This is a genomic window from Bradyrhizobium sp. SZCCHNS1050, from assembly GCF_032484785.1.
Classification (GTDB): domain Bacteria; phylum Pseudomonadota; class Alphaproteobacteria; order Rhizobiales; family Xanthobacteraceae; genus Bradyrhizobium.
In genome coordinates this window covers 1,242,004-1,268,435 of record NZ_JAUETR010000001.1, presented here as the reverse complement: position 1 = coordinate 1,268,435, position 26,432 = coordinate 1,242,004, and the positions used below count along the sequence as shown (strand labels likewise).

General features: G+C 60.4%; 12 protein-coding genes. 8 read left to right on the top strand and 4 right to left on the bottom strand.

Going from position 1 to position 26,432, the window contains the following annotated elements; genetic code table 11:
• Positions 1 to 79 precede the first annotated feature (79 nt).
• From QX094_RS05895 to QX094_RS05865, 7 genes are all read left to right on the top strand, one after another.
• Positions 80 to 4,624 (top strand): RHS repeat-associated core domain-containing protein, encoded by a 4,545-nt coding sequence (locus QX094_RS05895; protein ID WP_315810644.1) that lies wholly within the window; start codon positions 80 to 82, stop codon positions 4,622 to 4,624.
• On the top strand, positions 4,624 to 4,989 hold the full coding sequence (locus QX094_RS05890) for a hypothetical protein (protein ID WP_315716586.1): 366 nt from the start codon (positions 4,624 to 4,626) through the stop codon (positions 4,987 to 4,989). The genes QX094_RS05895 and QX094_RS05890 overlap by 1 nt, the downstream gene beginning before the upstream one ends.
• Before the next feature lie 244 nt (positions 4,990 to 5,233).
• Positions 5,234 to 5,458, top strand: a complete 225-nt coding sequence (locus QX094_RS05885) for a hypothetical protein (protein ID WP_315716587.1) — start codon at positions 5,234 to 5,236, stop codon at positions 5,456 to 5,458.
• Positions 5,459 to 5,689: 231 nt separating this feature from the next.
• Positions 5,690 to 14,722 (top strand): calcium-binding protein, encoded by a 9,033-nt coding sequence (locus QX094_RS05880; protein ID WP_315716588.1) that lies wholly within the window; start codon positions 5,690 to 5,692, stop codon positions 14,720 to 14,722.
• Positions 14,723 to 15,205: 483 nt separating this feature from the next.
• Positions 15,206 to 16,708, top strand: a complete 1,503-nt coding sequence (locus QX094_RS05875; protein ID WP_315716589.1) for a hypothetical protein — start codon at positions 15,206 to 15,208, stop codon at positions 16,706 to 16,708.
• 576 nt (positions 16,709 to 17,284) lie between these two features.
• Positions 17,285 to 18,283 carry a phosphatase PAP2 family protein gene (locus QX094_RS05870; protein ID WP_315810645.1) on the top strand — a complete coding sequence of 333 codons (999 nt, stop codon included), beginning with the start codon at positions 17,285 to 17,287 and terminating at the stop codon, positions 18,281 to 18,283.
• Positions 18,284 to 18,429: 146 nt separating this feature from the next.
• Positions 18,430 to 20,286 (top strand): hypothetical protein, encoded by a 1,857-nt coding sequence (locus QX094_RS05865; protein WP_315729359.1) that lies wholly within the window; start codon positions 18,430 to 18,432, stop codon positions 20,284 to 20,286.
• 1,678 nt (positions 20,287 to 21,964) lie between these two features.
• Here the strand turns inward: QX094_RS05865 and QX094_RS05860 are convergent.
• Both QX094_RS05860 and QX094_RS05855 read right to left on the bottom strand, forming a co-directional pair.
• Complete coding sequence (locus QX094_RS05860; protein WP_316187676.1) at positions 21,965 to 22,246, bottom strand: hypothetical protein; 282 nt, start codon at positions 22,244 to 22,246, stop codon at positions 21,965 to 21,967.
• Between the two features lie 93 nt (positions 22,247 to 22,339).
• The gene (locus QX094_RS05855) at positions 22,340 to 23,533 is read right to left on the bottom strand and encodes a LanC-like protein (RefSeq protein ID WP_316184257.1); all 1,194 of its coding nucleotides are present in this window, start codon (positions 23,531 to 23,533) and stop codon (positions 22,340 to 22,342) included.
• A 159-nt stretch (positions 23,534 to 23,692) separates the two neighbouring features.
• On the opposite strand from QX094_RS05855, the gene QX094_RS05850 reads away from it, so the two are divergent.
• On the top strand, positions 23,693 to 24,154 hold the full coding sequence (locus tag QX094_RS05850; protein ID WP_315810752.1) for an SRPBCC family protein: 462 nt from the start codon (positions 23,693 to 23,695) through the stop codon (positions 24,152 to 24,154).
• Between the two features lie 86 nt (positions 24,155 to 24,240).
• On the opposite strand, the gene QX094_RS05845 is transcribed toward QX094_RS05850, so the two are convergent.
• Positions 24,241 to 24,402 carry a hypothetical protein gene (locus QX094_RS05845; RefSeq protein WP_315716595.1) on the bottom strand — a complete coding sequence of 54 codons (162 nt, stop codon included), beginning with the start codon at positions 24,400 to 24,402 and terminating at the stop codon, positions 24,241 to 24,243.
• A 322-nt stretch (positions 24,403 to 24,724) separates the two neighbouring features.
• Positions 24,725 to 26,095 (bottom strand): hypothetical protein, encoded by a 1,371-nt coding sequence (locus QX094_RS05840; protein WP_316184254.1) that lies wholly within the window; start codon positions 26,093 to 26,095, stop codon positions 24,725 to 24,727.
• Between the last annotated feature and the right edge of the window lie 337 nt (positions 26,096 to 26,432).

The following is a 26,432-nucleotide window of genomic DNA, read 5'->3' as shown; positions in this document are numbered from 1 at the left end:
ATTTTGTTGGGATGCCGACGTGGAAAGGGTTGTTGTCGAATTGACATCCTAAGGTGATAAAATACCGTGCAGTTGATCTATGATTGATATGTATTTGATTCGTGTTGTTGCAATCGGAAGTTGGGGGCACATGATCCGGGTTGGAAATAGGTTTGCGCAGCTGGCTTGGCTGCGCGGTTCTATCGTCGCAGTCATCTTGTTCTGTGCCTCGTTCATCGTCTGTCTTGCGCCCCAGCCGGTGCATGCGGGCCACTGGGCCAGCTATCACAACGGCAACTGCGGTTCGGATGGTATTGCCTGTGCGCAGGAAGACTTTTGGGCTTACTGGAGCAGCGACCCAAGCGTCATCCTGACGAAGTGCTATCTTAACGGGGCGGGGAGCAGCGGCATTTTCGCCGGTGCGATTTGTGACGGGAATTCGAATGGAGCTTACCGGGGTGGTGTAGCGTTTCTCAACTGCGATAGTGGTGAAGTTCTAACCGGATCGGGGTGTCTCGCTGCTCCCCCGGCGGATCACTGCCCGTCCTGTCGAGACCAGGTCGCCAATCCCGTCGATCTTCGCAGTGGCATGAAGATCGAGGCCTATACCGATTTCTCGACCCAGAGTACGAGCGACGGCGGTGCGTCGCTCAAATTCGAGCGCTTCTATACGAGCGATCAGGCGACGCTGAGCGGACGTCTGCGTCCGTCGCGGCTCGGTAACGGATGGCGGTCGAACTTCGATTCCGGCGCGATCGTCGCTTCCAATAGCGTGACGATTACGCTCCCCAACGGAGAGGTCGTCCTCTTCAGCTATGTCAGCTCGACCGGCCTCTACGCGCAGAGCTATTACGACTGGAGCCTGAAGAGCCTCGTCATTGGCAACCGCGGTCGGGCTGCGACGCTCGTGAAGAATGCGACCACACAGCTCTATACCCTGACGACGGATGACAATATCAGCCGGGTCTACGACGCCGGCGGCGTGCTGCAGTCGATCATATTCCAGAGCGGCTACACCCAGGCACTGACCTATGACAGCGCCGGCAACAACACGCTGGTAACCGACAGTTTCGGTCGGACCCTGCAGTTCACCTATACGCCGCAGGGGCTGCTCGATACGATGACGGTGCCCGGCGGACAAGTCTATCGCTACAAGTTCATTCCGCGCTACGCCATCGTCGGCAGGAGCGGTCCGGATCCGCTGCAGATGGCGGCGGACCTGTTCGCGCTCGAATACGTCATTCAGCCGGATACGACCGCAGACACGGCGGACAATCCGCGCATCCGCTATCATTACGAGAATGCAAGCTTTCCCTACGCGCTGACCGGCGTCACCAACGAGGCCGGCGTGCGCTACGCGACCTGGACCTACGATGCCAAGGGGAGGGTGCTGACATCGGAGCATGCCGGCGGCGTCGAGCGATATTCGATCGCCTACAATGATGTGGCCAACACGGTGACGGTGACCAATCCGCTGTCTAAGGTCGCAGTGTATCACTACAGCAAGGATGCGCGGGGCAACAACATCCTCGCCAGCATCGAGGGGCAGCCGTCCGCCAATTGCGTTGGTTCGAATTCCGTCATCGGCTATGACGTCAACAATTATGTTACGGACGAGACCGACGAGGAGGGGCGGGTCACGCATTACGTCCGCGACAGCCGCGGCAATCCGACGCTCGTCACCCGCGGCTACGGAACGCCGCTCGCGCAGTCGAACAGCTACACTTGGCATCCGACGCTCAACGTGCCGACGCGTGCGGTCGAGCCCGGCGTGACTACCGACTTCACCTGGACCGGCGGTCTTCTCACCCAGCTCACGAAGGCCGATACGACCAGCCAGACGGTGCCGTATGCGACCAACGGCCAGACCCGGACCTGGACTTACGGTTACACGACGGGAGGGTTGCTTGCCTCCGTCGATGGGCCGCTGCCCGGAGCCGGTGACACAGTCCTTTACACTTATGACCAGACGGGATTCGTGGCGACGATCACCAACGAGGTCGGCCACCTCACCAAGGTGATGTCGCATAACGGGCGGGGCCAGCCGACCACGATCCTCGACCCCAATGGCGTCTATACCAACCTGACCTACGATCCCCTGGGCCGGTTGAAGAGCACAATCGTGGATCCCAGCGGGCTGGTCGCGACGACGTCGATCGACTACACCCCGACGGGCGATGTCAGCCGGATCGTCAGGCCGAACGGCGCGTTCCTGCAATATACCTACGATGACGGCCGCCGGCTCATCCGGGTGCAGGACAATACCGGGGCGACGGTCGAGTACGACCGCGACAATCTCGGCAACGTCACCGCGCGGCGGATCAAGGATCCGAGCGGCATCCTGCAAGCGTCGCAGACGGCGACCTATGACGAACTCGGCCGGTTGCTGACGTTCGTCGGCGCGTTCGGGCAGACCTGGACCCACGGCTATGACCGCACCCACAACGAGGTGTCGGTCACAGATCCGCGAGCCAACGTGTTCGGATCGAGCTTTGACGGCCTCAACCGGCTGATCGGGACGACGGACGAGGAGGGCAACTCGGTCGCGGTGGCTCGCAACGGTGCCGACGACATCACCGCCTACAGCGACCCGCGCTCGCTCACCACCAGCTACGTCCGCAACGGTTTCGGTGAGGTGATCCAGCGCGTCAGCCCGGACAGCGGCACGACCACCTACACCTATAACGTCCTGGGCAAGCCGATGCAGATCGTCGATGCCCGCGGCGTCGGCACGAACCTGACCTATGACAATGCTGGGCGGCTGCTGGCCAAGCAGTATCCGGCAGCGCCCAGTGAGAACATCACCTATACCTGGGACGACGCGACCAACGGCAACAAGGGCAAAGGCAGGCTCACCCGGATCCAGGACGCCACCGGCTCGATCGATTGGACCTTCAACGCGCTCGGCCAGGTGATGCAGGAGCGCAAGGCCACGGGCTCGGCCATCTATGTCGTCGGCTATGGCTATGACCTCGCCGGAAACATCATCCGCATGACCTACCCGTCGGGACGGGTGGTCGATTACACTCGGGACACGGTCGGCCGCATTACGGATGTGACTTCGCGGACCACGAACGCGACCGTGCCTCTGGCGTCCAACGTGACGTATGGCGCTGCGGGGCCGTTGCAGTCGCTGACCTATGGCAATGGCCTGACCCTGATCAAGACGTATGATCAGGACTACCTACTGAGTCAGCTCGTCGTCACGGGCACTTCATCCGGAACCGATGTTGTCAATCGCCAATACAGCCGCAACGACGGCGTCAACATCACCGATATCACCGACACGGTCGATACGCTGCGCAGCGAGAATTACTCGTATACGCCGACCGGTCGGCTCGAGAATGCCAGCGGCCCCTGGGGCGTGCTTGGTTATGCCTACGACGCTGTCGGCAATCGGATGTTCGAATCCTATGCCAGCCGTGGAACCGTCACAGAGCAGATCACCCAGTACGAGGCCACGTCGAACCGGTTGGTCGATGTCAGCAGCAACGGAACCAACGTTCGGACATTTACTCACGACGCGGCAGGTAATCTCGTGACCGACAATCGGTCCGGCACGATCTATGGCTATCGCTACAACAACCGCGATCGGCTCGATCAGCTGAGTCTCAACTCGTCCGTCACGGCGGACTACGGCTATGACGGTTTGGAGCGGATGGCCGTCCGCACGCTACGGACGGCCTCGCCGCCCGCTACCATGCATTACGTGTACGATCTCACCGGTCGTCTTATCGCCGAAGCGACGGCCTCCGGCGTCGTGACCCGGGAGTATGTCTGGCTGGACGACATGCCGCTCGCCGTGGCAGCTGATCTCGACACGTCCGCGCCAAACCTCTGGTTCGTCCACGCCGACCATCTCGACCGCCCGATTCGGATGACGGACAGCACGAAGAACGTGGTGTGGAATGCATACTTCTTGCCGTTTGGCGCCGTCGACGTGATCCTAGGGTCTGCCACGAATAATCTGCGGTTTCCGGGGCAGTATTTTTTGTTGGAAGCCGGGCTTCACTACAATTGGTATAGACATTACGATCCCACCCTGGGACGATACACGCAGCCGGATCCTAATGGCGAAGTGCCGGCGTTCTGGTCTGTCACTTCTGGCGAGTCGCCCATTAGCTCTATAATTGACGGCCGGGGCATGTCGGCGCAGGCGTCCGCGTTTGTCCCGTCGTCACTCACTGTAAATTGGTCCTTCGGTCTAGAGCTGCCGGAATTGCTGGATGGACCAAATGTCTACGCCTACGCAGGGTCTGCGCCTGTGCTGAAGCGGGATCATACCGGTCGTTATGTCGACGCAATGGGAATCTGGTATCCGGGAACGGACGAAGAACCTGGTTTCGATTACAATCCTCTTGAGCACCCATATCAAACCGGCGGTATGATGTTGGCGGTGGTCGCTATGCCTTACGCTGGCGCGATCTGTGAGTATGCAGTGCTAGGATGGGAGTATTCGTTCGGCCGCAATTTCCGTTTTGCTCCCTATGGAAACCGCACGGGCCACCCCCTCGGACGTTGGCCGCATTATCACAGGCGAGCTGTCGATCCTGTGACGGGGGAGACTATGCCGGGAGGCGGTATCGGACGTCACCGGCCGTGGGAAACTAAGTCTACCGATCGATCATTTTGGAGCAGATTCTGATGAATGTGGACCTATCGAGTGTTGCTATCATAAACGAGTCTAGCAGCAGCGAAGTAGTTGGTGATGTAACGCTGTTCCGGAATTTTGAGAGCTTAGCTGCATGGACGGAGCCGATCGATGTTGAGAATAACGAGTACTTTGCGTATTCGTTGGCAGGAGATCGCCTCAACCTCAACGTTGAAAGCGACCGAGTGAAGGTTACAAAGGCTAACGACGGAGTTAATCTTTCCGCGCATGTTAGGAAACTTCTTGAAGCGACTGCTGAGCACGTCATTAGAGCAAGCAATCGGGAAAGCGTCACGGGTATTGATCCAAAGCTGATGTCGCTAAGAGAGCTTATCGATGTCATCGGTTTCGCCCGATAAAAGTGTCTATGCGTCTGGAGCGAGAAATATTTTCTTACAGCCGATCACTGTGGCTAACGCTCGATCGTCGGTCTGCTAAGGTTCCCGCGATTGTTCGGAATAAACCGCTTGTTGGACACTGGTTGCGACTTGGCTTGAGGTAGGAATCGCGGAGGTTGATCGTGCTACGAGCGTGCCGATGGTTGTGGACTACACAAGCTTCGGCTGAATGTGAGCCTTGAGACCTGAAGAGACACAGGTATCAGTGGCTACAATCTTCGGTGAATCCGGCGACGACACGCTCACCGGAACATCGGGCGCTGACACGATCTACGGCCTTGCCGGCGACGACATCTCGATTGGTTGGCAGGGCAACGAGACCTACATCTTCGACCGCGGTGATGGTCAGGATACGATCTTCGATAATGACGGTGGCAGTGGCGAAGTCAATACGCTGCAGTTCGGTCAGGAGTTTCGGAATCGCAAGTAACCGTCAAGGAATCTGGGACCGGGGATCTGGTCCTGGGCATCGAGACAAGCCAGAAGTCGTTGGTTGCGCCGCACTAATTTAGTTGGATTTGGTGATGTTGACCGTCGCTGCCGGCGAATGCATGAGTTGGCGGGTACAATTGGGGTTGGAGTTAGTACTTCGGGCGTCTGTGAACAACGGCTAAAGCCTGAGCTAAAGTGAGTTTGACGTACGGGCGACTTGGGGGCATTCATGACCACGATATTCGGCACATCAGGTAACGACACGCTCATCGGCACCTCGTCGGCAGACTCCATCTACGGCCAGACCGGCGACGACACGCTGATTGGTGGGCAGGGCAACGACACGCTGCAGGGCGGACTGGGCAACGACACCTACATCTTCAACCGCGGTGACAGCCAGGATACGATCTTCGACAATGGCGCCGGTAGCGGTGAGGTCAACACGCTGCAGTTCGGGTCCGGGATCACGGCGGGCCAGGTCACCGTCAAGGAGTCCGGTACCGGGGATCTGGTGCTGAGCATCACCGGAACGACCGACAAGATCACCTTGCGCAGTCAGCTGCTCTCGGCGGCTGGGGGCGTCGATCAGGTCGTGTTTGCCGATGGCACGATCTGGAATCGGGCCGCGCTGCTGGCGCTCGCGACGGCGCCGACGAGCGGCAACGATACGTTCTATGGCGACTACAACGCCAATACGCTGAGCGGCGGTGCGGGCAATGACACACTGTCGGGCGGTGCCGGCGACGATACCCTGATCGGTGGGACCGGCAATGACACGCTGTCGGGCGGAGCCGGCAACGACACCTATGTGTTCAACGTGGGTGATGGCCAGGACACGATCACGGACAATGGGGCGGCGAGCGGAGAGACCAACACGCTGCAGCTCGGCAGCGGGATCCTGCCTGCGAACGTGGTGGTGACCGAGGCGAATGGCGGCGGCGATCTCGTGCTTACCATCAGCGGCACCACTGACAAGGTTACGTTGAAGAACCAGCTGGTCTCGGCCACCGGCGGCGTCGATCAGGTCGTGTTCGCCGACGGAACGGTGTGGACGCGCGCGGCGCTGCTGGCGCAGGCGACGGCGCCGACGAGCGGAAACGACACGTTCTATGGCGATTATCTCGGCAACACGCTGAACGGCGGCGCTGGGAACGACACGCTGTATGGCGCGGGAGGCGACGACGTTCTGGCTGGTGGCACCGGCAATGATGTGTTGGTCGGTGGCACTGGCAACGATACCTATCTGTTTAATCTCGGCGACGGACAGGACACGATCTTCGACAACGGCAGCTCGAACAGCAGTGAGGTCAATACCCTGCGGCTGGGAACTGGCATTGCCGTCGGCTCTGTGACAGTGACCGAGGCCAATGGCGGGCGCGACCTGCTGCTCTCGATCGGCGGAACGACGGACAGCATTCTGCTGCAGAACCAGCTGGTCGCCAAGACCGGCGGCGTCGACCAGGTCGTATTCGCGGACGGCTCCGTCTGGAGCCGGGCGGACCTGCTGGCACATGCGACACTGCCGACCGCGGCGAACGCCACCCTTTATGGCGACTACGCCGACAATGTCCTGACCGGCGGAACTGGGAATGATACAATCTATGGCGCGGCCGGCAACGACACGCTCGCCGGCGCCGGTGGCAACGACTATCTCGAGGGAGGCGTCGGCAACGATATCTATCTGTTCGGTCGCGGCGGCGGCAACGACCGCATCAACGACAATGGCGCGGCGGCCGATGTGGACCGGCTGCAATTCGCCGCGGATATTGCGCCGGCCGACATCGTGGTGACGCAAGCCAATGGCGGGCAGGATATCGTCCTGAGCATTGCCGGGAGCAGCGACAGCGTGCTGCTGAGCAATCAGCTGATCGGCACCACCGGCGGCGTCGATTTCGTGCAGTTCGCCGACGGCACGGTCTGGGACCGTGCCGCGCTTCTCTCGAAGTCGCTGGTGCCGACCAGCGGCGACGACGTCCTGGGTGGCGACGACGGGGCGAACATCCTGACCGGTGGCGCCGGCAATGACCGGCTGATCGGGCGGGGCGGCGCCGACACCTACGTCTATACGCTTGGGGATGGCGTCGACATCGTCGACGATCAGGCTAGCAGCGACGGCGATACGGTTCTGCTGCATGGCATCGTGCCCAGCCAGGTTCATATCGTGCGCAGCGGCGACAATGCCCTGCTGCTGTTCGAGGCGGATCACAACAGCCGGCTGACATTGGCGGGCCAGTTTGCCGGCACGGGAACGATCGAGCAGATCGTCTTCGACGATGGTACGGTGTGGTCGAGCGCCGACATCCTCGCTGCGGCGATCGGCGGAACCGACAATGTCACGCTCGGCATGAATGCCGCCGAGACGATCGTGGGCTCCGGCGTCAATGACACGATCGAAGGGCTGCGTGGCAACGACGTGCTGCAGGGCGGCGCTGGTGACGACACCTACATCTTCAATGCTGGCGATGGGCAAGACACGATCATCGAGGCCGGGGGGACCGACACTCTGTCTTTCGGCCGCGGCCTTGCCGCGAGCGATGCGATCTTGCAGGCGGTCGGCAACGATCTTTACGTGCGATTCCGGAACTCGACAGACTCTGTTCTGGTCCAATCGGCCTTCGCCAACTCGTCGTCCGTGGTCGAGAACGTCCATTTCGCAGACGGTACGACTTGGAATCTCACGAAGCCGTTGACGTTCACCTATATCGGCACCGATACGAACACGGTGCTGACGGGCAGTTCGTATGGAACCAACATTTTCGAACTCGGACCCGGCGGTGACACGGTCACAGCAGGTTCGGCCAACGATGTCATCATCTTCAAGCGAGGTATTGGCCACGCCACGGTGACACTGACCGGAACCGGAGCCGCGCTCAAACTGGCAGCCGGAATCGCCCAATCCGATGTGAGCGTCCAGACTGCCTCCAACGGTGATGTGACAGTCGCGCTCGCGGGCAGCAATGACAGTGTCACCTTTAACGGGGCGTCCGCCAAAGGCCTGAATACGATCGGGTTCAGCGATGGAACGAACTGGCGCCTGATCTACGGCACGTCCGGCAACGACACTTTGAACGGCGGGTCTGGAGTCGACTTTCTCAATGGCGGCCAAGGCGACGATCAGCTCAGTGGCGGCGCCGGCTCCGACACGTATGTGTATAAGGGCGGTGACGGCAACGATACGATCATCGATGGTGGTACGTCGGACGGCAGCATCGACAAACTCATGCTGGTCGACATCTCGCCGTCGCGGGTCTCGCTGACGCGCAACGGAAGCGACGTGGCCCTGGTGATCGCGCCGAGCACGGCGGGCGGCAATGACGGCGGCTCAGTATTGCTGAAGGCCGAACTCGACTGGCAGAATATTGAGCAGATCGTCTTTGCTGACGGGACTGTCTGGTCGCCGTTGACCCTGTTCCAAATGCTGGTCTCGGTCGGGGGGACTTCGGGCAATGACACGCTCGTCGGGACGAATGGATCAGATATCCTGGCAGGTGGGCTGGGCGATGATCAGCTTGATGGCGGCGCTGGATCGGACAGCTATCTCTACAATGTCGGTGACGGCAATGATACGATCATTGACGGTACCGCGTTCGACGGCTCCAACGACAGGCTGGTTCTGGGGGCGGGGCTGACGGCCTCCAATCTCGTGATCAGCCGCAACGGCAGCGACGTGACGTTGAGCTTCACCGACCAGGCAGGCTCCGTCCGTATGGTGGCGTTTGACAGCGGCGCCAGTGTCGGCCTGGAGCAGGTGGTGCTCGGCGACGGCACGGTGTGGAGCAAGCAGCAGGTTGAGAGCGCCTACATCGCGCAGCAGATCGCGGCCGGCGCGACCACGATCACCGGTTTCGATCAGAACAACGACGTAATCGTCGGCACCAGCGGTAGCGACACCCTGTATGGCCTCGGCGGCAACGACACGCTAACCGGCGGGCGCGGCGACGACACGCTGGATGGCGGCAACGGCTCCGACACCTACGTCTACAATGCCGGCGACGGCAACGATACTATCATGGACGGGACCGCGTTCGACGGCTCCAACGACAGGCTGGTTCTGGGAGCGGGGCTGACGGCCTCGAATCTCGTGATCAGCCGCAATGGTAGCGACGTGACATTGAGCTTCACCGACCAGGCAGGCTCGGTCCGCATGGTGGCCTTCGACAGCGGCGCCAGTGTCGGCCTCGAGCAGGTGGTGCTCGGCGATGGCACGGTATGGAGCAAGCAGCAGCTGGAGAGTGCCTACATCGCGCAGCAGATGGCTGCGGGCGCGACCACGATCACCGGCTTCGATCAGAATAACGACGTGATTGGCGGGACCAGCGGCAACGACACGCTGTACGGCCTCGGTGGCAACGACACACTGTCCGGCGGACGCGGCGACGACACGCTGGATGGTGGCAGTGGCTCCGACACCTACGTTTACAACGCCGGCGATGGCAACGATACGATCATTGACGGGACCGCGTTCGACGGCTCCGACGATCGGCTGGGTCTGGGGGCAGGGCTGACGGCCTCGAACCTTGTGATCAGCCGCAACGGTAGCGACGTGACGTTGAGCTTCACCGACCAGGCGGGCTCGGTCCGCATGGTGGCGTTTGACAGTGGCGCCAGTGTCGGCCTCGAGCAGGTGGTGCTCGGCGACGGCACAGTGTGGAGCAAGCAGCAGCTGGAGAGCGCCTACATCGCGCAGCAGATGGCGGCGGGTGCGACCACGATCACCGGCTTCGACCAGAACAACGACGTGATCGGTGGAACCAGCGGCAACGATACGCTGTATGGCCTCGGTGGCAACGACACACTGACCGGCGGACGCGGCGACGACATGCTGGATGGCGGCAGTGGCTCGGACACCTACGTCTACAACGCCGGCGATGGCAACGACACGATCACGGATGGCACCGCGTTCGATGGATCGAACGACAGGCTGGTTCTGGGGGCGGGGCTGACGGCCTCGAACCTCGTGATCACCCGCAGCGGCAGCGACGTGACGTTGAGCTTCACCGACCAGGCGGGCTCGGTCCGCATGGTGGCGTTTGACAGCGGCGCCAGTGTCGGCCTCGAGCAGGTGGTGCTCGGCGACGGCACGGTATGGAGCAAGCAGCAGCTGGAGAGTGCCTATATCGCGCAGCAGATCGCGGCTGGAGCAACGAACATTACTGGCTTTGACCAGAACGACGACGTGATTGTCGGGACCAGCGGCAACGACACGCTGTATGGCCTCGGCGGCAATGACACGCTGAGTGGGGGCGCCGGAGATGATTACCTGAACGGCGGCAGCGGAACGGATACTTACATCTACAGTTCGGTGGGTGGTAATGATGTCATTGACGACAGTACCAGCGGCAACGCGCTGGTGATGCAAGGCATTGCCTCCAGCGCGGTAGCCTTGAGTCGGCCGGGCAACGGCGCGGATCTGGTCATTCAGAACATCTCCACGGGCAAGACGATCACTGTGAAAGGCCAATTCAGCAACGGGACCCTCTCTACAATCAGCTTCGCCGACGGTGCGAGTTGGAGTCAGGCCCAGGTCCTTGACCTCGTGTCGGGAGGCAGCGACGCAAACGCCTATCTGTTCAACGCTGGAAGCGGCCAAGTAACCGTTGCGAATACGATCACGACCATCCGGATGGGAACCGGGATCTCGTCATCCGATCTCTACTTCCAGGCGAACGGCAATGGCGACCTGACGATCCGGTTCAGGAACAGCAGCGACGTCATCACCGTGCCGCGGGATCTCACCGTGCAGCCCTGGGGCGTTTCCAGCGCCATCATCCGCATCGCCTTCAGCGACGGCACGGTTCTGCCAGTCGGGCAGCCGGGCGCGGGGGTGGGGGCGCCGCTGACCTTCACGTGGATCGGCAACAGCAATGGCTTCGATCTAGGAAACACCAATTTCGGCTCGAACGTCTTCGAGGTCTCCGCGTCCGGCAATCTTGGCTTCGGCAACTACAGCAACGGCGTTGCCGGCACCAATACAATCAAGTTTGCGGCGGGCTCAGGCGCGCTGTCGGTGTGGCCCGGCGCGAGCAAGGGTACGCTGCAGTTCGGCACCGGCGTCACAGCGCAGGACGTGCTGTTGCAGGCCAACGGCAGCGATCTGATCGTCAAGTTCCGCAACAATGCAAGCGACAACATTCTTGTTCACTCGGACCTGACGGTCAGTGGCGGCGTGGCCTCCAGCTCGATCAACAGCCTGGTATTCAGCGACGGTACCTCGATCGCCCTGGGCGGTTCGGCGTCCGTGCCGATCACGTTCACCTGGGTGGGAAAAACCAACGGCTTCGATCTCGGCAATACCAACTTCGGCTCGAACGTGTTCGAGGTCTCCGCATCCGGCAATCTTGGATTTGGCAACTATAGTAACGGGGTGGCCGGCACGAATACGATCAAATATGCGACGGGCTCAGGCGCCCTGTCGGTGTGGCCTGGGGCAAGCAAGGGCACGTTGCAATTCGGCACTGGCGTCACGGCGCAGGACGTGCTGCTGCAGGCTAACGGCAGCGATCTGATCGTCAAGTTCCGCAACAATGCGACTGACAACATTCTCGTTCACTCGGACTTGACGGTCAGCGGCGGCGCCGCCACCAGCTCCATCGACAAACTGGTTTTCAGCGACGGCAGCTCGATCGCCCTGGGTGGTACAGCGTCCGTGCCGATCACGTTTACCTGGCTCGGCAACACCTCGTCGACCACGCTGTCCGGCTCGGCCTACGGTTCGAACGTCTATGAAATCAGCGCTAGTAATGTCTCGGTCAATTTTGCAAATGCGGCGTCGGTGGGAGGCGCCAACACGTTGCTGTACAGCCGCGGCGTCGGACGGACCGACATCAATCTGAACGGCGCGACGGGCACGATCAATTTGGGGGCAGGCATCTCTGCGCAGGATGTTTACGTCCAGGTCGAGAATGGCGCCGACCTGATCCTTCGTATCCGGAACGACGACACCGACAAGATTGATATTCACGGCGATCTGACGAGCACGGGAGGCATCCAGACGCTGCGGTTCGCCGACGGAACAGTGTGGTCGAGGCAACAGCTGCTCGCGCTGGAGACGACAGGTACTGCCGCCAACGACGTTCTCTGGGGTTCGCTGGGAGCCGACATATTCGACGGCAAGGGAGGTAATGATGTCGCGCACGGGCGCGGCGGCAACGACATCTTCGTGTTCAACACCGGATATGGCCAGCTTGAGATCGACGAGACCGACAGCTCGAGCACGGCGGCCAATGTGCTGTCCCTCGGGACCGGAATCCGGCCGTCCGACGTGTCGGTCGCTACATCCTCGAACGGCAACGACTGGATCCTCACGATCGGCAGCAATGGCGATCTGATCAGGATCGACAACATGGTGCAGTCGAGCACCAGCGGCGTCCAGCAAGTCCGGTTTGCCGACGGCACCGTCTGGGACCGAGCGGCGGTCAGGGACGCATCTCAGACCTTTACCTGGAATGGAAGCAGCAGCAATCCAACGCTGGTCGGAAACGCCACGGGATCGAACATCTTCGTGCTTGGTGACGGAGCCGAGACGGCATTCGGCGGCACCCGCACCAACCTGTTCCGGACATCGTCGACAACGGGGCAGGCCACCATCAATCTTTCGGCCACACTTGGTGCGAAGAACCAGGTCGATTTCGGCAGCGGGATTACGGCGCAGAAGCTGTGGTTCACACAATCGGGCAATAATCTCGTGATCGCCGTGCTCGGGACTACGACACGGGTGACGGTCGCGAATTGGTTTACCGGCTCCGCCAGTCAATTGCAGACCATCACTGCAGGAACGACGGTCCTCGATGGCAGCGCGATCGGGACTCTGGTTCAAGCGATGTCGGCCTATGCGGTGGCTCATCCGGGCTTTGATCCGGCGTCGGCCTCGCAGGTCCCGGGCGATTTGGCGGTGCAGAGCGCAATAGCGGGAGCGTGGCACGGTCAACAAGGATTCGTCGCCAAGTTTTTTGCTCTGTCCTCCGGACCGTCGCAACTATCGGACATCAACTGGGGGGCTGCGCCGAGCTTCGTGACGACAGTGTCCCAGATCTCGGGTACCGCAGACGCAGCCTGGCCAGCCTCGTCGCACGTCAATTTCGCGACGGCCTACCAGGCCAACCTCACCATCACGACGGCTGGAACCTATACGTTCAGCCTCGCTTCCGACGACGGCTCCGCACTCTACATCGATGGCGTGCGGGTCGTGAACAATGACGGGCTGCACGGCAATAACACGGTCTCCGGCCAGGTGACACTGGGGATCGGGTCGCATGCGGTCGAGGTTCGCTACTTCCAGAATGGAGGCGGCGAGGTCGTGACGCTGACGGCGCCGGCAGGAGCAAACAGTTTTGCAACTGCGACCGGCAGCCTGATCTTTGCCGGAAGCTACGGCAGCTATCGATTTGCCGCCGATGCCTTCGGCGATGTCTTGATCCTGGACACTCGTGCAGGCGCATCGGGAGCCAATTCCGCGGTCGGCCTGACGCAGCTGATCTTTGCTGACGCAGCGATCGGGGTCGTCTCGGGAACGGCGGGCGTCGATGCGCTGAGCGGCTCCGCGGCCAACGAGATATTCGTCGGATCCGGAGGCAACGATGTGATCGTCGGTGGGGGCGGGGTTGATACGGCCGCATTCTCCGGCAACTTTGCGAACTACACGGTATCTTTGAATTCGGCTAATCAGGTCGTGGTCAGCGACCTGCGCAGCGGCAGTCCGGACGGAACCGACACGCTGTCCGGCATTGCTTCGCTCGGATTTGCCGACCAGCAGGTGCAGCTCGTGGTCGGGACCGGCTCTACCGGCACAGCAGGTTCGGCTACGCTGGCAGGAACAGCTAGCTCTGAAGTTTTTGTTGGCGGCGCCGGCAATGACACGTTTATCGGTGGCGGAGGAAACGATCGGTATCTGTTCGGCGCGGGCCAGGAGACGATCGTGAACGGAACTGCGAGCAGCTCTACCGCCAGCGGACAGCTAGCTTTCGGAACGGGCGTGACGGACAACGATCTCTGGTTCCTGCAGTCCGGCAACGATCTGCAGATCGACCTGCTCGGCACGACTCAGAACGTCACGATCAAGAACTGGTTTTCGGCGCCATCGAACCAGCTGCAGGAGATCACCGCCAGGGGTCTCAAGATTGACAGCCAGATCTCGCAGCTGGTCCAGGCCATGGCGAGCTATTCGTCTAGCCATGCGGGCTTCGATCCGACCAGCGCAGGGAGCCAGGCAGCGTCCAGCGACCCGAGCTTGCAGGCATCGATTGCGGCCGCTTGGCACGCGTAGAGAGTGAGGTACACGGAGACGAAAGCTGGCTCGCTCGACTCGTCGGGCGCACCAGTTCAATCTCAACTCGGCCTGCTTGCCGACGTGCCTCCGGATCCTCTGCTGCCGGCCATGCCAGCAACTAGTGATTCTGCAGGATGGCGAACACCTCAATCTCGGCGCCAAACGAGGGGGAAGTAAGTCCCTCGTCGACTGTCGCGGCAAGCCAGCTACGATCGTTGACAAGACTCACCTTCATCGCGATGACGGCGGCACTTCCTCGCCTCTGGGGACGCCCGTCCAAAACGCCGTTTCCATCAGCCGGCCCGGGCACATCTGTCATTTATAACTTGTTAACCAGCGTCCATTTGTCCGTGCGAGGAGATCGATGCGAACGTGTTTTTTACTCCGCCTTAGACGCCCTCCCGTATTCAGGTACAGGTAGCGCAAAAGTATCGGTATCGAAGTGGGTTGCGCGCGCTGCTCGGAAGGCAGAAGTACAACATGTGCGAGCAGACGTTACCCGGGCGTGAGGTGCTGGCCACGTCGGCTGCGACCGATCAGCCGCCGTCGCACCACTTGGGAACTTACGCGTTCCTGATCTCTCTTTTGAGCGTTTTCTATCTTTCCAACGCATCACTCGTCCTAAGTCATTACGACCTTGGCTGGCATCTTGCCGCTGGCGACTTGATTCGAACCGAAGAGCGCATCCCCTTCCAGGATCCCTGGTCGTTCACCCTCGGGACCCAACAGTGGTTCAACCTCTCGTGGCTATGGGACGTGGTTGCCAGCACAATCTTCAAGTTCAGCGGATACGCAGGTCTTGTTGTCCTCGTCTTGGTGTGCGGAATCCTGATCGCTGGATATCTCACGTCGGCTTGCTTGCGAAGTGGCGCTTCCGCGTTCGCCGCCTGCATCGGGACATTTGCGGTTTGCCTGCTGTATCCCTCCTACGATACGGCGCCTAACAGCTATCTCGCAGCATCTCCCAACATCGCGACCATGGTATTCAGCGTGGTCTTCTACCGGGAGTGTTTGCGGCCGACCAAACTGTTGTTGCTACCCTTGCTGATGGTGCTCTGGGTGAATTTGCACGGTGGATTCGTGCTTGGCTTCATGATCCTCGCTGTCTTCGGTGGCGGGGCCATTCTCCGAGGTGACTGGAACAACTTAAGGGCCATCGTAGTGGCTGGTTGCGGCTGCCTAGCCGCTACCTTCGTCAATCCGCTCGGCTGGAAAATCTACAAAGGCGTGGCCGCTACCTTGGGACACTTTGTTCAGGGACATATTGGAGAGTGGCTTCCCTATTCTCACAATGTCGAAATTCCGGGCAGCCTTCCCGGAATGGCCTACATTATTGTGTTCATCGCGCTGGAACTGCGGTACGGCGTAACGGCGAAAATCCGCGCTGAGCACCGCATTCTGTGTTGGGCATTTCTCGCGCTCGGACTTTCCCAGTTTCGATACATGTCATTCTTTTTCATCTTTTCGACGGTGCCGGTGGCTCTTCATCTCGATCGGCTTCTTCCCACTCGGCTGCCCAAGCCGCAAATTCAGCGCGCGCTTCTGACTGCAGCGCTCGTTGGCGCATGTGTCCTTCCGGTTACTTTTATCCGAGTACAGCCGGCTTTGGCATTGCCAAACATGTTGTCGGAGCAGGACGCCGAATACCTGGAGAAGCATTTTGCGCATGCGCGGGTGCTTAACCATTGGAATGTTGGAGGATATCTGATCTTCCTTACCCATGGATCAGTCCGGCTCTTTGTCGACGGCCGAGCGGCCACGGCTTATCCTGATGAGTTGCTCCGCGACTACTTCAAGCTCGTGCATTGGGAGGTCGATGAAGCCGCCTGGGATGAGGTGCTCGAGAAGTACCATATCGATGCTGTCGTGTGGCTTAAGGGGCATGATGAATTGAGGCAGTTCCTCGTAGGAAAGCGAGGCTGGACTGAGGACCATATCGGGAAGTACGAAAGTGTCTATGTCAGGCCCGCTGTCGCGCGCTGACGTGGCGCCGAGGGATATCGCCAGGTACTGCATCCCCCGGAGCGGCAGAAGCTCATGCGCATTTGCGTAGAAAGTTGACGGCGAGGTTTCCACCAACGCCCGCTCTGCTTCACCGATCTACTCCAGGGCTCTCGCTCACCGGCCAAACGATTGTAAAGCGTGGTTTCGTTGCTGCCGTAGCCTAGAGATCGCGCGGCGTTATATCCCCGCGCAAAAGCCGCGGCACAGGTTCCACAATGGTACGCAACCGGTGAGAGAATTGTGTCCAGCCAGATCTACCAAAATGCCCTCTCATGAATCCGGCCGCTCTGCAAATGGCTTCAGAACGCGCCTCGTTTGTGACTCGTGAATCTCAGGATCTCCCCTTTCACACTACCTTAAGTTTTGTCCCGTAATTTTGCGGGGTGAGAGATCGGGTGATCTGCGGGCCACTGGCCGCCGGGTTAAAGAGCCCTGCTTGAGAGATGTGCCGCGATCAGCTCCCTGGGAATGCGATCCAATGTTCCGTGCTTTCGTCAGATGTTGCGCTCGCGATCGTCAAAAGAGCTTCGTTGAAGGAAACGATGGCCTGCAGGCATGAAAGCCGACGAAGAAAGCCTCGCGTGGCAAACACTCAATCTCAATTGGCTGCCAATCGCTCTGTTTGGCGCGGCGCTGTTGAGTGCCTTGACGTACTCCGACTTTTCCTTGGAGCCAATGGGTTTCGGAGTTCTCGTTGCTATTGCGATTTCGCTTGCGAGTATTGCGTATGGTTATGCCCACATCAGGCAGGCTTCTGCGGATCCTAAACTTGTCTTCTGGTTTGGTGTCACAGCTCAGATCATATTGCTCACGGCGATCGCTGGCCCTCTTAGTTATGTCGCAAACGCGATGAATTGGCCCCTACAGGATCAGAGCCTATTGTGGATCGACCGCGCAATTGGGTTTGATCCCCAGGGGATTGCAGCGTTTTTCAATGCCCACAGCTGGATCGTGCACTACTTGAAAGTTGGATACGGCTTCATCAAGTGGCCCCTGCTCGCGATCCCGATCGTTTTGGCGATGGGATCGCGGTTCTTGCGACTTCAGCAATTCGTGCTGACGTTGAGCGTTGCACTCGCTGTAACGATTGTCGTGTCCGCCTTCATTCCGGCCATAGGGACCTACTATGGTCTGGGATTGTCGCCGGGCGAGCAATTCCCGAAGGTTGACTCGACAAATTACGCGGCGCAGCTTCGGGATATTTTCGCGTTACGAGATGGGTCGTTACGACAGCTCGACGTGCTCAGGCTAGCGGGCATCGTATCATTCCCAAGCTTCCACACGGCGTCGGCAGTTCTTTATATCTGGGCTTTGTGGCCGATCCGAGTTTTGCGGCCGGCGTCGATCGCGCTCAATACCTGGATGGTTGCCGCGACGCCCCTGATCGGTGCGCACTACATCATCGACCTCATCGGAGGCGCCGCTGTGGCTGGCGGGTCTATCGTGATGGTCAAGCACTTCTTGAGATCTGTATCTGTCAGGTCACAGCGCCGCACGCAATGGCCCGCTTATTGGCCGTCCGCTATGCCAAACGCAGGATCTTCGTCGGAGTAAATCCGGGTCACATCTTGGTGGCGCTGCCAGATGGGCCGCGTTGGGGCCGGCGGGAGCGACGAATCGGCTCGATATCTGCAGCTCGCGGACCACTTGAACCCGATGGGCTCAGTGCTGTGCAGACGTTGTGCAGTTCGACGCGGTGCGTGCTGCTCCAGTTAAACTCGGTTGTTGATGCTGCGGAAACCAGTGGGCTCACCATGTCAGACGCCGTTTCGGGTTCAAACTCGGTTGCAAGCCAGGGCAGAGCAAGAGCCGTCGGCGTTCTGATCCTGGTGCTGGGGCTTACTGCGGCGATGGCGTTCAAGCTGCTCTCGATCAGGGGCGGCGTTTTCGACGCCATGTCGACCGATGATGCGATGCGTCTTGTCGAAATCCGGGATTTTCTCGACGGCCAGGCCTGGTGGGATCTCCGGCAATACCGCCTGGGTCCATCCGGCGTGCTTATGCATTGGTCGCGGATTGTCGATCTGCCACTAGCTATATCGATCCTGACCTTGAAACCTTTGATCGGTCCGCTCCATGCGGAAGCGGTAACGCTGTTCGTCTGGCCAATACTTCTGCTTCTCGTGGCTCTCGTGCTCGTCGGGACGATTGCCTACCGTATGAGCGAAGGCGTCGCGGCCTCATCGCTGGGCGCAGCTGTGCTGGCTATGCTGGCAGCGCCAGCATTGATTCACTTCAAGCCGGGCGCGATCGATCATCACAACGTGCAAATCGATCTCTTGCTCCTGATGCTTCTCTTTGCGATCCAGGCCGATCGAAGCGCGACCAGGGCGGCGCTCGCAGCGTTGACCGGATCTGTGTCGCTCGCAATCGGAGTTGAGATCCTGCCGGTGATCGTCACGATATGCGGTGCCATGGCGGGTCTTTTTGTCTGGCGTGGTGGAGAGGTTGCGCGCGAAGTCTCGGCCTTTGCTCTCGCGCTAGCCGCATCATCGGCGGCTCTCGGATTTGCGTTGGTTCCGGCAGAGGAACTAACGTTGCCCGTGCTTGACGCGTTCGGGGGCCCGCTGCTTTTGTTGACCGTGGGCGGGAGCGTTGGCCTGGTGCTAATGGTTGGAATTGAGCGTTACCGATCCTCGCTATGGCTGCGTGTTGGCACTGCGACCGGAACCGTGATCGCCTTGCTCGGTGCGTTCGTCCTGCTTTTTGCGCGATCGCTGGTGTTGCCGTATTCGCAGCTTGATCCGCTGGTCGTTTCTCTATGGCTCGATCATGTTCAGGAGACCGTATCCCTGGCGGAGATGATCCGGATCGGTCCAGAGGAAGTACTCGGCTTTTACGCGTTTCCTCTTATAACAATGGCAATCGCGGCAGCGGCATTTTTGCGAGCCAACCCGGTTGATCGATTTCGGTGGGGTGTTGGTGTCGCTGCCCTCGCGACGTTGATTGCGATCAGCGTGTGGGAAATGCGCGGAACAGGCGGGGCTGCCATGGCGGCAGCGCCAATATTCGCCGCAGCCGCCGTCTTCATCTGGCCATCGCTTGCCCAGACAAGCAGCCTCGTTTTGGTGGCGTTCGTCTTGTCTCCGGTCATGTTCGCGGTACTTGGAAATTGCGCGAAACCACTGATCGATTCGATGGTAGAGCCGACTGAAATGGTATTTGAACCTGACGAGTCCCGATGCCAAAGTGTTTCGGATGCCGAGCCTATGGGGCTATTGGCGAGAGGACGCGTCATGGCGCCGATCGATCTCGGCCCGGCCATATTGGCTGCGACGAAACACGCCGTGTTTGCGGCCCCATACCACCGGAATAACGATGGCAATCTCGCGATGCTCAAGCTCATGCTTGCGCCAGCGCCGGTTGCGCATCAGATGCTACGAGATTACCACGTCGATTATGTGGTCACGTGTCGGACATCTCCAAATCGTAACGTTATTGAGCGCGCTCCGGATGGCTTAGAATCATTGTTGGCTCGAGGCGAAGTTCCTGAATTTCTCGAGCCATTGGGACTCGCATCCTCGTCCAAAATCGCGGTTTGGCGTGTTCGGGGGTGATGGCCCAACTCCGGTAGCTTAGGTTTGGCGCAGATGAAGTCAAGTTGCTCACGCAACTGCCCGTATTCTGATCCGTCCCGTCAATACTGCGTCCACTACCCGGTCCGTGGGTGCGCGCTCTCGATCTCGCGGCCGCATCGGCGCGAACTCGGTAGCAATTGGGTATCCTCTTGAAGCGAGAGGACTCAGGAAGGTTGAGCACCAACTCGCACAATGAAGCTTCGGTCCGCGCGCCTGCGCGCGGTACTGGGGCGCGGACCAAGGACCTTGAGCGGCCCTGGGTATATGAAGAGAACGCGATCGCGGGACATTGCAATGCCAGCTGGCAGCGGGGTGTCGGCACGACGCATGGGTGGATCTCGCGCGTGCGCGAGTCTTGCGCCTCCCCGCAACCATCGAAACACAGGAGAGGTTGGGCGAACGAGGGATCCGAACTTCACCTTTGGGCGCCGAGCCCAAAGGGCAGGCAGTCAACTTTTCTGAAGTCTTGGCAACTTTCAGGCGATTCTGGCTTCCAGCCTACCCCTTGGATGGTGCGGGCATCGCCAGAAATTCCCTTTTGAAACCAAGAGCCCTGGAACGCTGGTGCGGGTGCCTAAATCATTGATCTTGATCCGTGTTTTCGCCCCTGTCGTGCCCACCATCGGCCGATCAGGCCGGTGACCCAGCCTCGTTCGATCTCACGATCATTGAAGATCCTCTGACGTCGAAGCCAAACATCAGCCGTGGCTCGCGTCGCGGGTCCGCCAGCCCCAGGGCAGGGCGACCATAGTCGTGAATTCATGCATCTGTCCTTCTGTCGCCGCGTCGTCCCGGCCGGGCTCGTCCCGCTTGCGCGGTCGCTTCGGCGCGGCAAAGGCCCGGCCATCCACATCGCGGGGCTTGCCCAGACAAGGGTGGGATGCCCGGGCGCTTCGCGGTGCCGCTCTTTCGCTTCATCGGCGGCCTGCTGATCGTCGGACGGGTGTGTCGGGTGGATGCTGCGGTCTGGATTTCAGACATGGCTTCGCTGTCTCGCGGCGCGCTTTGCGTCCGAGCTGTTCTGATCGACCACCCTCTTCGTCGAAGAGGGCACGGGGAATGCCGGGCGCTGGCCGCACCCATGGCCCGCCTGCAGAAAAAAAGCAGGCGGCAGTCACCACAGGTTCAGCCGAGAACACCCGGCATTCCCCGCGCGATGGTTTTGACGGCTGCTTCGCGATCTCCCCGGTGCGCCGGGCTTTCTGGCCACCGTATCGCACAACGTGCTTGCGCACATTGCGCTGGGCATCAGCATCGGGATGCCAGGACCACGCGACTTGACCGTGCGCATCGACGTCGTTCGTCGGCGCGGCTCAGCCACGCTGCAACATCGACACGCCCACCGCATCCCGCCTCGACGTTCGTGACGACCGCGAAGCGCCCCTCTTGTGAGACGGGACGGGGAGATAGAAGCATGAATTCTGAAAAAAAGAAACAAGAATCTTCATGCTCGGGAGACTGGACAGAGACATGTGTTTGAGGCCGCAGTCAAAACGAGTTTTTCTGGCCTAGGCGATCTGGATGCGGATGAGGGGCAAAGAGACGACCGCGCGCCAATGCCGACAAGACCGGCTCCCCGATCTGAACCGGACGAAAGCACTTGGCGCACTCTATTGGAAGGTCGCCGTTGTCATGCGAACGACCTCCAGCAAGAGGGTTAGACGGAGTGTGCCGCAGGTACGACTTTTACCATCTCGTTTTTGAGATCAAGTCCCTTCCATATTTCGAGTTCATCAGAGTCTTCATAGGCAATGCAGAGGCAGACATCGTCTCGCCCACCGGTTCTACGGGCAAATTCGATGCTGTGAATGGGGGCAGAGATAGATAGCGAAGAGTTTAGCGGCACGCTGACGATCATGCCGGCCTGAATCTGCCCACCTGCCATCTCGCCAGCCAGAACAAACAACCGGCGACTTTCAAGGGCGAAGGTCTCGTTCACACGAAAGCTGAATATCAGGAAGACCTACATCATGATATCGTGCTTGTCTCTTCCTTGCTCGAAACAGACATTGATAGCAGTCCCCAACTTGCTTCAGAACACGTCGATCGTCGGAAACCGTGGCTCTCCGGTGATGCAATCCCAGAGGTAGGCGGCGAGGCCGACGTCGCCGGTCCATAACGAATAGCGTCCGCGGCCGGCGACCATCTGGCCGCCGCGAACCTGCACGATGGCGGTCATCGCGAACTGGCGCGCGCGGTCGAGCCAAACCGGGTCGTGGGTGCGGCGATAGAGCTTGAGGAAGGCGTAGCCGTTTCCGCCGGTGCCGTGGCAGAGGTTCGAGCCCTTGGTCAGTGGTCCGGCGGCCCAGGTGAAGCGTCCGCCGTCCAGCAGCAGCGCGTCGAAGTCCGGCGTCGCGAACGGCGCGTCGGCGAAGGTCGTCACCATGCCCGGCGCACCATGACAGTGCTGACAGAGGAATAGCCGCTTCTCGCGCTTGCTTCGCGGTCCCCATGTGGTTCCGATGTCGTAGCGCCATGCGTTCGCCGCGAGCGCCTTCGGGACGAAGGCGGCCACGTGAGCCTGCTGTGCCGCCGTCAGCCAGTCCCATCCGAGCAACAACGGGATGACGTTGCCGGCGAAACCATGAACGGGTCCGAGGAAGCGGTCCTTGGCGCCATATAGATCCTGGGTCCAGAGCGGCCCCTGCGGGGTGTCCTCCAACTCGGCCAACAGCCGGGCCGCCTGCCCCTCGAACAGGCGGCGCCAGCGCGCTTCCCCGGTCATCCCCGCCATGTGGACCGCCGCGACCATCGACCCCGGCAGGCCCCACATCAGCTCCCGGATCGGCAGCTCGTTGTTCTTCTCGGCGTGCCAATGAATGAGGTCGGCGAGGCTCGACAGTGGCGTGAGCCGCATGGCGAGCAGGGCGGCCCCCATCTCGCCACGGAGCAGCGAGCCATGTTTCTCGTAGTCGGCAGGCGAATTGGCTGCGTGGTCGATGACCGTCCGCTCCATCAGCCTGGACAGCACGGGGCGGAAATCCTTGGTCGCTCGGGTTGCGCCGACACGATGCAGGTAGTCGAGGGCCCAGATCACACCCGCGGCGCCCTTGTAGAAGCTGGGATCGCCGTCGGCGGTCCCGTCGTCGCTGGGGTGGGCCGGCCAGAAATGATCGGGATCGAATTGGGCGATCGCATCGGCCGCGATGTCTTCGATCGCGGCCAGGGCAATCGCTTCGTCCCAGGGAGTCTGGACCAGCGGCCGATGTCGTCCCAGGGTGATCATCGTGTCGGGCTCTCGGGTGCTGTCCGTCGGTCGCGTCAGGCAGGCAGGCCGCGGGGCGCATGATTGGCAACCAGCCTATCCAAAAGCCTGCCGTCGGTACACCATCGGTCCTATCGGATGATGGCTCGAGACGATGCCCAAGGTCCGCGGGGAATGAACATGCGCGAGACCCTTTCGATACGGTGCTACATCGCCGCGCCTCGGTCGGCGGTCTATCGAGCGCTGCTCGATCCGCGCGCGATCGCAAAATGGAAGGTGCCGGACGGGATGACCTGCGACGTGCATGCGTTCGACGCCCGTGAAGGCGGCGCGTTGCGGATTTCGCTTACCTATGACGTGCCGACCGGGACCGGCAAGACGACGGCGCACACGGATACGTATCGCGGTCGCTTTGTGAAGCTCGTCCCGAATGAGCAGGTTGTCGAAGTGGACGAGTTCGAGACCACGGATCCTGCGCTACGCGGCGAGATGACCATCACGATCACGCTCGCCGATGCGGATGGCGGGACCAAACTCCTTGCCACGCATGATGGACTGCCCCGTGGCGTATCGCCCGCCGACAACGAGGCCGGCTGGCGGATGGCGCTCGCGAAGCTCGCGGCGCTCGTCGAGGCGCGATAGGCCGGGCGTTCCGCTCATGCCCGCGGCAAACATGGGTATGCCGATCACCGGCCGCCGTTCACCGACGCGGAGCAAGAAAAGACCGATCAGAAAAAGCCGTGGCTCAGATCCGTCCCGTAGGTCAGCGCCATCGCCGACACCAGCAATATGGCGGCACAGAGCAGAAGGAACTGTTTGAGCAGTTCGTGTTTCGTACTGTCGGATGCTTCGGAAAATGCCTTATGAAATGCCTTGGTCAGAGCCGTCATTGCGACCTCGATCTCCTCCCGCCCTTGAGTAGGTCAAGGCAGCAGGCAGAAGGTTCATCTCAGCACAGATGCTGACCGGCATTGGACGCGAAAGTCCCGGCTGGACGAAGGCCGCCCGGTCTCCTCAGGCGCGGCGGCGGCAAGCCCGAGCAGGACGACGAAACCGCCGATCGGCGGCAAATGCTGGACATCGCAGTGGCGTAGGACGGTCGCTCCTGCCGCGGCAATGAGCGCCGTGCCAAGCGCCAGGCCGACGGTGGGACGGTCGCTCAGTGCTTGATCGCCATCCAACCGCCTTCTTGCGAGATCCGGAGCCGCACGCTTATTGAAACACCTTCACGGTGCGACGCTGTTTGGTGGAGACGGTCCAATTGACGTCGCAGGAGTCACCCGCGTTGATGCTGAGCGTCACGTTGAAGCAGACCTTGCTTTCGTCGGCGACCGCGCTCTTTCCGGTAAAGCACCCCGGACGTGTTTCGGAAAAGGAAAGAGCAGCGGTATCGGGTATCAGCTCCCAACCTGCGTCCGCCGCAGCGCATGTTTGCACCGGGCCTGCTGATTTGCCGACCGGCGCGCCTGTAGGATGATCGAGATGCATAGGTCCGCCATTGACCGATATGCTTTTTGTCTGCACGATCTCCTTCAAGACCGGTGGTGGAGGTAACGAAACGTCATTTGCAGCGAGACTGAGCGACGGCATCTGTACGACGGCGACAAATTCCGAGTTTGGTACTCGCTTGAAGACGTAGATCCGCTCTCCGGGACCGACGCTAGCCTCGACGATCTTGTCTTTCTGGTCGCCGACAACGCCAAACGACTCTCCGCCAATGACCTGAATGATGAGGGGATTGGGGTTCGGGATCGCGCTCTTAGGCTCGAAGCGGATTCGTAAGCTGACGATCTGCTGGCTGGGGCTCTTGGTCACCACAGCGGTCAGGGGCGATCTCGACTGAAGGCAGGCCGTGTAGGCGGCAAGGCCATTTTCATCGACGCCCGACGTCACCAGATGCTTCGCTTCGTCAACGCTATAGTTGAACCGCGTCTCTTGGTACATGCTGGCGCGCTTTGCCGCGAAGCTCTTGAAATCTCCAGCGAAATATTCGGGGATGATTGCGGAGGCAGACTTCTTTGCCTCTTCATAGTTCGCCTCATTGATCAACTTGAGTTGGGCGAGCATGACTGCAAGGGAAGAATCCTCGATGCGCATCGCCTTGAAAGCTTCGATATTGCAATCGCTCGCCTCACTGAAAGCCGCGCCCGAAGATCCCAACAGGGCCACGACAACAAAAATCGCAAGTCTCACGACAATTCTCCCTTTTCGAATGAGATTGAAGGGGCCAGAAAAGAATGTTTTGGTGAAATCGTGAGGCCAACGAAAAGTCGGCCATCCAGTGTCATCAGATTGCGCCTTGCCAACAGCCAAAGCAATATCAAAACGCGTCGCAATCTCTGCCGGCAGCCCCGCCGTCAGGCGTCTCGAAGCGAGCAAGTGCAAAGGAACGAATTCATCAGCTGCCCGGATCGGCAGTTCGTCGTTCTTCTCGGCGTGCCAATGAATGAGGTCGGCGAGGCTCGACAGTGGCGTGAGCCGCATGGCGAGAAGGGCGGCCCCCACCTCGCCACGGAGCAGCGAGCCGTGTTTCTCGTAGTCGGCAGGCGAGTTGGCTGCGTGATCGATGACCGTCCGCTCCATTAGCCTCGACAGCACGGGGCGGAAGTCCTTCGCACGGCCTGTCGCACCGATACGGAGCAAGTAGTCCAGCCCCCCAGATCACCCCCGCCGCGCCCTTGTAGAAACTGGGGTCACCGTCTGCCGTCCCGTCGTCGCTGGGATGGGCCGGCCAGAAATTGTCGGGATCGAACTGGGCGATCGTGTCGGCTGCAATGTCGTCGATCGCGACCCGAACGGCCGCTTCGTCCCAGGGGGTCTGGATCAGCGGCCGGTGGCGTCCGAAGGTGATCGTGATGTCGGGCTCCCCTGTGCTGCGCGCATCTCATCAGCTCGTGACTGCGGCCCATGCCGCCATCGC

What these genes read in the sequence shown, in the direction of transcription:
- QX094_RS05840 (WP_316184254.1), bottom strand. Translation starts at nt 26,095, where the DNA reads ATGGAGCGGACGGTCATCGATCACGCAGCCAACTCGCCTGCCGACTAC.
- QX094_RS05895 (WP_315810644.1), top strand. Translation starts at nt 80, where the DNA reads ATGATTGATATGTATTTGATTCGTGTTGTTGCAATCGGAAGTTGGGGG.
- QX094_RS05845 (WP_315716595.1), bottom strand. Translation starts at nt 24,402, where the DNA reads ATGACGGCTCTGACCAAGGCATTTCATAAGGCATTTTCCGAAGCATCC.
- QX094_RS05855 (WP_316184257.1), bottom strand. Translation starts at nt 23,533, where the DNA reads ATGATCACCCTGGGACGACATCGGCCGCTGGTCCAGACTCCCTGGGAC.
- QX094_RS05850 (WP_315810752.1), top strand. Translation starts at nt 23,693, where the DNA reads ATGCGCGAGACCCTTTCGATACGGTGCTACATCGCCGCGCCTCGGTCG.
- QX094_RS05890 (WP_315716586.1), top strand. Translation starts at nt 4,624, where the DNA reads ATGAATGTGGACCTATCGAGTGTTGCTATCATAAACGAGTCTAGCAGC.
- QX094_RS05870 (WP_315810645.1), top strand. Translation starts at nt 17,285, where the DNA reads ATGAAAGCCGACGAAGAAAGCCTCGCGTGGCAAACACTCAATCTCAAT.
- QX094_RS05875 (WP_315716589.1), top strand. Translation starts at nt 15,206, where the DNA reads ATGTGCGAGCAGACGTTACCCGGGCGTGAGGTGCTGGCCACGTCGGCT.
- QX094_RS05880 (WP_315716588.1), top strand. Translation starts at nt 5,690, where the DNA reads ATGACCACGATATTCGGCACATCAGGTAACGACACGCTCATCGGCACC.